Genomic DNA, 9,245 nt, shown 5'->3' with positions numbered 1-9,245 from the left:
ACCATGAAAAAAGTTTATCTAATTATATTAATGCTATTTGTTGCGGCCCCAGGATTTTCGCAGCAGCTCCCTCAGTTTACTCAATATATGTATAACACGGTTTCTATCAACCCCGCTTATGCAGGTAGTAGAGATGGGTTCTCCATTACTGCACTTAACCGAAACCAATGGGTTGGTGTAGATGGAGCACCAGTAACGCAAACGCTCTCTATCAACTCGCCGTTGCGAAATGACAAGATCGGTTTGGGATTATCGGTTATCAACGATAAGATTGGTGATGAAAATACCACTTTTGTTTATGGTGATTTCTCTTATAGAGTAGACTTAAGTGCAGATGTGTCTTTAAGACTGGGTCTTAAGGCTGGAGCGTATTACTATGGTCTGGATGATCCTACCATAGGAACAGATCCATTTTTTGCAGATGACTTCAATAGATGGACTCCAAACTTTGGTGCAGGTGCATATCTTTCAGCACAGAACTGGTATGTTGGTTTATCTGCTCCAAAACTGATCAATAAAGATAACAATGAACTTGATGAGTTTCGAGCACTGGAACAAGTGCACTATTACTTAACAGCTGGTTATGTGTTTGATGTAAGCGATAACCTGAAACTACGCCCTTCTACTCTGGTAAAGGCCACTCTGGGAGCACCGCTTTCAGTAGACATGACTGCAACGGCTATATTAAATGAGAAGTTTTATCTGGGAGCGAATTATAGAATAGATGATGCCATTGGAGCTTTTCTGGATGTACAGTTATTTCCAGGCTTCAGAGCAGGCTATGCGTATGAATATTCAATTTCAGATATTCAGCCATATACTTCCGGATCCCATGAATTCATTCTTATCTACGAATTCAGATTTAAAAATACCAGATACAAATCTCCACGTTTCTTCTAACCAAAGTCTATAGATTATGAAAAACTACTACATATTTTTCCTTTCTATCTTTATCTGTTCCCTTGGGATGCAGGCTCAAAGTGGGAAACAAAAAAAAGCAGACAGGCTATACAAAGACTTCGCTTATCTTGAAGCTACTGAAGTTTACAAGGATCTAATTGAAGATGAATATAATGTCACCTACAATTCAACTCGTTTGGGTGATGCATATATGATGCTAAGAAGTCCTGAAAATGCAGTATATTATTACGGAGATGTTATTGAAGACACTACCATCTCTCCAGAATATTACTACAAGTATGCACAGGCTCTTCGCGGAGTAAAGCGATATGACGAGTCCAGAACTTTCTTAAAACGTTACCTCGAAACAGGAAGAGATTCTGATGGAATACAAACCATGCTGAATAAGGATGAATATAAGAGCATGGCAACTTATAAACTTCAGCAAGCAGATTTTAATTCTGAAGTCAGTGATTTTGGAGTATTCGAGATGGATGGAACGATCTATTTTGTTTCCGCCAGAGCTCAGGATGTAGATGTAAAAGAGAAAACGTATAGCTGGAATGGTGAACCCTTTCTGGATATTTATGTGATGGATTCAGAAACAGGGAACATTATGCCTGTTCAGGGTGATATCAATACCAAACTTCACGACGGTCCAGCAGTAGTTTCTCCAGATGGCAGTACTATTTATTTTACCAGGAATAATTACTTCGGAAATAAAGAAGGAAAAAGAGATAAGGATAAAACGAATCACTTAAAATTGTATTCAGCTACCAGTTCCAATGGTTCATGGATGGATGTAAAGGAATTACCTTTTAATAGCAATGATTATTCCATTGGTCATCCTTCCCTATCAAGAGATGGCAAAACACTCTACTTCACTTCTGATATGCCTAATGGTAATGGTGGAACAGATATCTATAAAGTAGCGATCAATGAAGACAACACTTACGGGCCTGCAGAAAATCTGGGAGCTCCGGTAAATACAGAGTTTGATGAGACCTTCCCTTTTATGGATACTGATGGTACGCTATACTTCTCTTCTAATGGTCATGCCGGCTTAGGTTTATTCGATATCTTCAGACTAGAAGAAGACAGTGAAACTGTTGAGAATCTTGGAGAGACAATTAATAGTAGTCTTGATGATTTCGCTTATTTCCAGGTTGAAGATTCTAAGGAAGGTTATATATCAAGTAACCGTGAAGGGGATAATGACAATATTTTCGTTTTTAATAAGATAAATCCTTTAGTGGTGGCAGGAACAGTATCTGATGCTGTAAATGGAAATCCAATAAGTTCTGCTACTGTCAGGATCATGGATGAAAACGGTGAGGAACTTGCCTTTCTTGAAACAAATGAAGATGGTTATTACGAGACTCAAATTGACCGAAATTTAGAATTTCCAGTGGAAGCCAAAGAGATTAGATACGAAACCTTTAATGGAACTATAGATACCAGAGATAGTGATGAAATTGATACTCTGAAGTATGATATTAAGCTAAACCCAATTAAGGATGTTGAATATCTGGCTGAAATTGATAATATATATTTTGATTTCGACAAATCGAATATTAGAACAGATGCCGCAAAAGAGCTGGATAAACTTGTAGCACTAATGAAGGATGAGTATCCAGAACTTGTAATAGCAATTGGTTCTCATACAGACCGGAGAGGGACAGATGCTTATAACGAAAAATTGGCCGAACGGAGAGCTAAGTCAACCTTCGACTATCTTGTTGCAAATGGTATAGCTGAAAATAGAATTCAGGAATACAAAGGCTACGGTGAGAATAAACCGGCGATAGACTGCGATAGATGTTCAGAAAAAGATCATCAATTAAACAGACGATCCATGTTTAGTGTTGTTGAAATGAAAGAATCAGAATAAAATATTTTAAGACCCTACCAGAATCGAAGCTGGGGTATCGACAAAAGTTGATATGATGAATAAATCGACCCCAACAAATCGATTCGAAAAGAAAAAGGTTCAGCCTCTAGCCTGAACCTTTTTCGATTTTATAGATTTCGATTGATCACTGAATGGCAAATCATTATATCTTCAAAATACTTGAGTCTGCAACATTTAATCTTCTCGATTAATCAAGATCATTCACAGGTACAATTTTCCTAGATTGGAGCTTATAATAAGCTGAATGGCACTGCAATTAAACTTATAAAGCAATGTACCAATTCGACTTCCTTTATAAATGGAATCAGAAAGTGTTTACTAATCATTTACAAAATTCTACATAAAAGTACATAAAAAAAGCTCCATCAATTTCTGATGGAGCTTTTTAATATAATCCTTAATTTTATTTACGAACTACAGATTTGGATAACTTTCCTTCAGGAGTTACAATCTGAACGATATACATCCCTTTGGGATAATCTTTTAAATGCAATTCCTCTATTCGATCGCCTACTTTGGAAACCTTAATGTTTTTATTAAACAACTGTCTTCCATTCATGTCAAAAAGCCTAAGTTTAAAATTTGCCTTCTGTGAAGCATAAAAACTAATTTCTACTCTGTCACTGCTAGGATTCGGATATGCTTTGAATTCCACACCGGAGGTTTCTCTTAAAGTTCTGCTAGTCGCTCCATCATTACTAGTTACTTCGTCATCACTAGTTGGTTCGTCACCAACATATTCGACCAAGGCTTTTCTAGATACTTCATAGTTCCCCAGAACAAATCCTTGAAAGCTAGCAGCTCCACCTTTATACAATGCTAAAGCACCTCTAGGATCATCAAATTGATCTGTTGCGCTCGAACCACAATTGGTTCCAACAGCATCTAAGAGTAGCTCATGGAATTTAGATTCCACTCCCGGATCTGCAACTGTAAAAGTCTCTCCCGGTGCAAGTTCTCCGTATAAATTAATAGATAGACAACTTGAGCCACCTTCATCGTAATCCCTTGGGAAAGCTACAAGGACATGATCATCCATTTGTGCTGGATAATTGCTGGTATTAGTGATCGTAACGAATTCGCCATCATTATCTGTAACAATAAAATCTGAAATTTCAAATTTGGTTACAAATGGCTCAGATTCTCTTTCGTGAGCGCCTTTATCTGCCTGACCATCTGCAGGTCTCAGAAAACCTCTTGCATCAAAATTATTATCCATCGTGCTGGTCCCTGAATTTACAGCTGGACTATTAGCTCTAGGTTTTCTTGTAGGTACAGCTTCATTATCATTTTGATTCAAACCATTCAGCAATGGATCGATACCTTTCTTACCTTTTCCTATAACATCACCTGTTTTAGTTCTAAAAGCACCTGATGCGTTTTTGGTTCCAACAAGATTATAACCTTCAGAAGTAAAACGTTTACCACCTTTATTATCATAAAAATCTGTACCTGGTTGTGTTCCATCACTAGTATCATCTCCGGCTGTATTACCAGCGATAATATTATTTAGCAAAGTGGCTGTTCCTTCCACAACCTGCTCACCATCGATATATCTTGAAAGGGCAATGGCTCCACCGGAACCTCCTTCACCATCTTCTCCTCGATCTCCACCGTTAACTCCTGCAGCTCCGCTAGTTGGATCACCACCATTATTGGCAGTAATAGTACAGTTTAATAATCGTAATGAACCTGCGCTATATATTGCACCGCCATTTCCACCGTTTCCGCCACGACCACCTTCGGCCGGATCTCCGTTACTTTGACCCGATGCTGGACTTCCACCATCACCGGTACCGTTTCCAGAAAAAGTTCCACGGTTAATTTCTACATCGGCACCTGTTCCTATATAAATAGCGCCACCGTTTCCACCGCTACCTCCATTACCACCATCAATAAGTGATATTGAGCTTGCCGGTGATGTACCGTTCCCTCCACTTTGAGTGAAGTTCGAATTGAAAGTAACCTGATCCATCTTTACGACCTGACCGTCATTAATTCTCATTGCACCACCATCTGCTCCATCTTCACCATCAATTCCATAAGATCCTGAATTATCAGGATTTCCATTTCGTCCGGCACGTGCGGTACCACCGGAAAATTGTATTCTTTCTACATATACAGTTCCACCGGAAACTATATCTAGGATTCTGTCATTTGGACTTACTGAAATTGAAGGACCCGGAGTCCCAGTTCCTTGAAGAGTTAACGTATTAAAATCTCCGTTAATATCAAGATCTCCGTAGGCATTATCATCTTCGTAAGTATTGAAAGCTACGTTTGGAGCCACACGACTTAAGGTGAATTTTCCTGAATTCGAACCCTGAAGTAACCCGGGAATCACGATGATTACATCCATACCTGAACTTGCATTTGCTTCATCCACGGCAGCTCTTAGAGTACATCTGCCGTTGTTGTCTTCGCATATTCCATCACCAGGATTGGCGTCTCTTGCGTTCGTATCGTCACTAGTAGAAGTGACAATTAAATTAACAGTTTGAGCATTCATATTTCCAGATGTCAATCCGAAAAATGCTATCAAACTCAATAGTAAAATTCTTTTCATATTTCCTTGATTTTTTTGGTTTTCGTAATATAGAGCTTATCATATGTTCAGAACGATAACTTAGATTTACTTTAACTAATGTTTCTGACTTAATATGTTAATTAATAGCTATTTGCGCTGAATTAAATCTTGTAGAGTTTCTCGTCCAGCTAATTTTTGATACCTCTTTAATCTACTATTTTTACTCTTTAAAATAGAATCTCATCCTACTCATTAGTCATTTTTAATATCTGAATTCTAAAATTGAACCGGATCTTATTATTTCTCGTAAATATTAATGAACGAAAATGGCATAATTAGTGAGTTTTACACCTTGTACCAACATAAGAATGAAACACATGACTATAAAAAGTAAAATAGTGATCTTTCTTTTCAGCTTTGGAATTCTTACTTCCTGCGATAAAGAAGAAACGCCTACCGAAAGAAATCCCAATCTTCCTGAAAATGTGATCGATGAAAACGAAGAACCAGTAGATGAGGCTATAGAGGTAGAAAGCTTTGTCTATAATGGTTTAAACGAGATCTATTTATATAAGGAGGATGTGCCGGAACTTGCAGATAATTATTTCTCCTCCACTGCGGAAAAAACGGAATTTCTGGCAGATGCTTCTTCACCAGAATCTCTCTTTGATGATCTAATTGCCGATTTTGACAGATTTAGCTTTATAACTGATGATTATAATGAACTTGAGGAAAGATTTGAAGGAATGAGTGGTGCTACTGGTATCCAGTATGGTATTGGGCAGATCTCTAATTCAGATTTTGTATTTGGTTTTATACGATATGTATTACCTGGAACATCTGCAGATGAAGCGGGTTTGACTCGTGGTACTGTATTCACTGAAATTGATGGTCAGCAATTGACCTCTTCAAATTTTATGGAACTTATAAATCAGGATAGTTTTAGCATCAACATAGCTTACGTCCAGGACAACCAGATCATTGTCACAGATCAGGTTGTGAATCTAACTGATGATACATATACCGAAAACCCGGTATATATTGCTAAAACGCTGAATATAGATGGTAGAAAAATCGGCTACCTAATGTACAATAGCTTTACGGCAAGCTTCGATGATGAACTTAATGCAGCATTCGCAGAATTTCAGGCAAACGGTGTTACAGACCTAGTGGTAGATCTAAGATATAATGGTGGTGGTTCGGTAGAATCGGCTGTTGATCTGGCCAGTATGATCACCGGACAGTTCGAAGGAGAGATCTTTATGAAGGAGCAGTGGAACGATAAATATCAAACCTATTATGAAGCTCAGAATCCTGATGCTTTACTGAATAGATTTGATGGAAATGTTAGAAGCGGTTCCTCGATAAACAGCTTGAACTTATCTGAAGTTTATGTATTAACATCCAGATCCAGTGCATCTGCCAGCGAACTTATCATTAATGGCCTTGATCCATATATTACTGTAAACCAGATCGGAGATCGTACGGTAGGAAAATTCCAGGCTTCAGTTACGCTTTATGATAGCGATGACTATACAAGAGAAGGGGCTAGCGAAAACCACACTTATGCTATGCAGCCATTGGTATTCAAATCGATTAATGTGGATGGTAATTCAGATTACATCAATGGACTACAACCGGATGTAGAGTATATCGAGGATCTAAATAATCTTGGAGTTCTTGGCGAACCTTCAGAACCTCTTCTGGAAGTTGCTATTAATACCATCCTGGGACGATCCAGTATTTCTAAGTCAAGAGTGAATAGAATGGAGATTGAGTTTCTAGGTGAAAGCGGAATGTATGATACCGACTTTCAGAAAATGTATATAGATCGTATTCCAGCAGTAATTCAGTAATACATTATTGGATTTTTTTCCACAAAGTTTTAAGTGAGAAAATAAAAAAAGGGAACAGCCTCTAGCCTGTTCCCTTTTAGATTTGGGGGGTGTATATATTGTTCTATTTTTTTACAAATATGTTCGTGAAATAATTTTTCCCTTCAGCATCCTGTCTAACAGAAATTCCAAAATGAGTATAATTCCCTTCAATGTTGTCCTTATGACCTCTACTCTTTAGCCATGCATTGATAACTGCTTCAGAAGTTCTATATCCATAGCCTACATTTTCTCCTACTTTGCTCGCCCCTACTGCATTCATTAAATAGGAAGCTCTATCTGAAAAGTTATCATGGCTAACCGCACCTGCATCAATCATATAGTAATTATGATCTTCAGATTCAACGGAACCTTCAGCAAGTGGCTGCAACTCATTCAACCCATTAGCTTTTCTGTAAATATTGAGATCCTCTAAAATCTCTACTTCCAGTGCACTATATTCGTAAGAAGCACGACTGGTTACAGTTTGATCATACCCGGTTACATCATCTTCAGAATTGTCTTTAGAACAAGATGTAAGAAACAGAGTACATAAAATCAAGATTAGCCCGGGTGAATAAAATTTCGTCATAATAGAGGTTCATTTAGTTTGGGATGATAAATGTACATATTATATCGACGAAAAACATCAATCGCTTAAGATAGAACTAATTATAGCTATTTTTTAACATAAACTGTAGGAAATTACGGCTGATTATCTATCTATGTGTCGATTAAATACATGCCAGAAAGAATGGTGATGTGTTATTCAACGATAATTTCTTGTCCGTCGTCGCCCAAAATTACATTTGGGAAAACGGTGATCGCTTCCTCTTTAAATTTATTAATATCGCCATATCGTGTAGAATAATGACCAAGAATCAGTTTTCCTACTCGGGCAAGTTTAGCAATTTCAGCAGCTTGTTTTGCTGTGCTATGTTTTGTAGGAGCTGCGAGCGCCACTTCGCTTTCGAGAAAGGTTGATTCATGATAAAGAGCAGACACTTCCTGGATCAGTGGAACTATTTCAGGATCATACATGGTATCACTACAAAAAGCATAAGATAGAGGTGCTGCCGGATCCTCAGTGACCAAATCGTTTTTTATCAGGATGCCATCTTCCGAAGTTACATCTTTACCTTTTTTTAAACTTTTAAATAGAGTGTAGTGAATGTTTCTTTGCTGGGCTTCATCTATAAACAGCTTCCGATCACCTTTTTTTTCTTCAAATAAGAATCCATTGGTATAAACTCTATGTTTCAAAGGAATAGTGCTCACTGTAACTTCTTCATCTTCTAAAACAACCTCAGATTTTCTGGAACTCAGTTCATGGAATATTAGTGGAAATTTCGTCCACGCTCCGCTTAATTGAAGTTGTACGGTAATAAATTTTTTGATACCCTTGGGTCCATGAATATGAAGTTCAGATTCCCGGTTTAGTAATGAAAATGTAGAGACAAGTCCTACCAGTCCAAAGACATGATCACCGTGAAGATGGGAGATAAATATATGTTTGATCCTGGAGAACTTAATTTTATTCTTACGCAAAGCAACCTGAGTGCCTTCACCACAATCAATTAAAAAAAGTTGATTTTTAATCTCCAGTACTTGTGAAGTTGGATTCGTAAAACTTCTGGGAGTAGCGGCATAGCAGCCAAGGATCGTAATTTTTAACTGGCTGTTACCCATTTTTAAAATCCAAGATCACGCTGGATCTCGTCCATCTGTATCATGTCCTCTGCTTCCTGTAATGTGGGAACAACAACTAATTCTTCCGGTAATTCATCAATTCCCAATGCATCAGTAACTATCACAAAACTTTTGTTTTCTGCTCTATGCAAATTGGAAATTTCTAGAAAAGCCAGCAGTTGCTGATTCTCCAAATTCTTATGCTTACTTAAATCTACAACGATATTAGAAGAATTAAAATCGTGATGGTGTTTGGTTAACTCACTCGTAAAGTCTGTAAGCCCTGCATCTTCAGCAGAAATAAGTATGTAATTATCTTTTTCGATTCTTTTCATAATTTCTT

The 9,245-nt window shown here is 37.7% G+C and carries 7 protein-coding genes; 3 read left to right on the top strand and 4 right to left on the bottom strand.

What is annotated here, in order from left to right:
- Positions 1–3: 3 nt before the first annotated feature.
- Complete coding sequence (locus JM79_RS07645) at positions 4–900, top strand: type IX secretion system membrane protein PorP/SprF (protein WP_141877580.1); 897 nt, start codon at positions 4–6, stop codon at positions 898–900.
- A gap of 16 nt (positions 901–916) precedes the next feature.
- The gene (locus JM79_RS07640) at positions 917–2,791 is read left to right on the top strand and encodes an OmpA family protein (RefSeq protein WP_141877579.1); all 1,875 of its coding nucleotides are present in this window, start codon (positions 917–919) and stop codon (positions 2,789–2,791) included.
- 424 nt (positions 2,792–3,215) lie between these two features.
- Here JM79_RS07640 and JM79_RS07635 read toward each other — a convergent pair whose 3' ends face one another.
- On the bottom strand, positions 3,216–5,378 hold the full coding sequence (locus JM79_RS07635; protein ID WP_141877578.1) for a T9SS type A sorting domain-containing protein: 2,163 nt from the start codon (positions 5,376–5,378) through the stop codon (positions 3,216–3,218).
- A 338-nt stretch (positions 5,379–5,716) separates the two neighbouring features.
- On the opposite strand from JM79_RS07635, the gene JM79_RS07630 reads away from it, so the two are divergent.
- Entirely contained in the window at positions 5,717–7,195 is a 1,479-nt protein-coding gene (locus tag JM79_RS07630; RefSeq protein WP_260443397.1) for a S41 family peptidase, read from the top strand.
- A 103-nt stretch (positions 7,196–7,298) separates the two neighbouring features.
- Here the strand turns inward: JM79_RS07630 and JM79_RS07625 are convergent, their stop codons facing one another.
- The 3 genes from JM79_RS07625 to JM79_RS07615 all read right to left on the bottom strand — a co-directional run bounded on the left by JM79_RS07625 (position 7,299) and on the right by JM79_RS07615 (position 9,237).
- A complete protein-coding gene (locus JM79_RS07625) occupies positions 7,299–7,805 on the bottom strand; it encodes a CAP domain-containing protein (RefSeq protein WP_141877576.1) in 507 nt (168 codons plus the stop codon).
- 173 nt (positions 7,806–7,978) lie between these two features.
- A complete protein-coding gene (locus tag JM79_RS07620) occupies positions 7,979–8,902 on the bottom strand; it encodes a ribonuclease Z (protein WP_141877575.1) in 924 nt (307 codons plus the stop codon).
- 2 nt (positions 8,903–8,904) lie between these two features.
- Complete coding sequence (locus JM79_RS07615) at positions 8,905–9,237, bottom strand: ribonuclease Z (protein WP_141877574.1); 333 nt, start codon at positions 9,235–9,237, stop codon at positions 8,905–8,907.
- Between the last annotated feature and the right edge of the window lie 8 nt (positions 9,238–9,245).

The organism is Gramella sp. Hel_I_59 (assembly GCF_006714895.1).
Classification (GTDB): domain Bacteria; phylum Bacteroidota; class Bacteroidia; order Flavobacteriales; family Flavobacteriaceae; genus Christiangramia.
Note: the sequence above shows the minus strand (reverse complement) of the source record. Positions and strands in the feature narration are given on the sequence as shown.